Origin of the sequence: Mycobacterium sp. E2497, assembly GCF_001668695.1 — a bacterium.
Taxonomy (GTDB): domain Bacteria; phylum Actinomycetota; class Actinomycetes; order Mycobacteriales; family Mycobacteriaceae; genus Mycobacterium.
In genome coordinates, this window is the sequence record NZ_LZKD01000153.1 from 1 (window position 1) to 1,203 (window position 1,203).

Annotated in this window: 1 protein-coding gene; it reads left to right on the top strand. The window is 67.5% G+C overall.

Translation table 11 applies throughout. The features are described 5' to 3' along the window. Positions 1–1,203 (top strand): condensation domain-containing protein (locus tag A5713_RS14120; RefSeq protein ID WP_231980400.1); only part of this gene is annotated, 1,203 nt, incomplete at both ends.

Sequence of the window (1,203 nt, forward strand, 5' to 3'; positions counted from 1 at the left end):
CTCGTCACCCTCGACACCCTGCCCGTCACCCTCAACGGCAAACTCGACACCCGCGCCCTGCCCGCACCCGAATACACGGAGACCGATCACTACCGCCCCCCGGCCAGCGCGGTCGAGGAAATCCTGGCCGGCATCTACGCCCAAGTCCTGGGCCTCGAGCGGGTCGGCATCGACGACTCCTTCTTCGAGCTCGGCGGCGACTCGCTTTCGGCGATGCGGGCGATCGCGGCCATCAATAGTGGCTTTGACAGCGCTCTTTCGGTGCGAGCGCTGTTCGAGGCGCCCACGGTGGCGCAGCTGGCCCCCCGCATGGGGCTGGGTGGCGGCGCTCTCGCGCCGCTGGTGGCCGGCAAACGGCCGGCGACGGTTCCGTTGTCGTTCGCCCAGTCCCGGTTGTGGTTCCTCGACCAGCTGAACGGGCCGTCGCCCGTCTACAACATGGCGGCCGCGCTGCGGCTGGCCGGGCCGCTGGATACCGACGCACTGCGCGCCGCGTTGAACGACGTGGTAGGCCGCCACGAAAGCCTGCGCACCATCTTCGTCGCGCCCCAGGGAACCCCCCGACAGATCGTGCTGTCGGCAGAACAGGCGCGCGTCAGATGCGACGTCGTCGAGGCCGACGGCTGGCCGACGAGCCGGCTGGAGGGCGCCATCGATGCCGCGGCGCACCACTCGTTCGACCTGTCGACAGAGATCCCGTTGCGCGCGAAGGTGTTTCGGGTGGGCGAGGGTGAGCATGTGTTGGTGGCGGTGGCTCATCATATTGCCGCTGATGGGTGGTCGATCACGCCGTTGGTGCGTGATTTGGGGGTGGCGTATGCCAGCCGGCGTGGTGGTGAGGTGCCGGGGTGGGCCGAGTTGCCGGTGCAGTACGTGGATTACACGTTGTGGCAGCGGGCGCAGTTCGGGGATTTGGATGATCCGCGTAGTGCGATCGCCGGGCAGTTGGCGTATTGGCAGGACGCGTTGGCGGGGATGGCGGAGCGGCTGGAGTTGCCGACCGATCGGCCCTATCCCTTGGTGGCCGATTATCGGGGCGCGCGGGTGAGCGTGGAGTGGCCCGCGCAATTGCAACAGCGAGTAAGTGAGGTGGCGAGTGAGCATAATGCAACCAGTTTCATGGTGGTCCAGGCCGCGTTGGCGGTGGTTTTGGGCAAGCTGGGTGCGACTTCGGATGTGGCGGTGGGTTTTCCGATCGCCGGG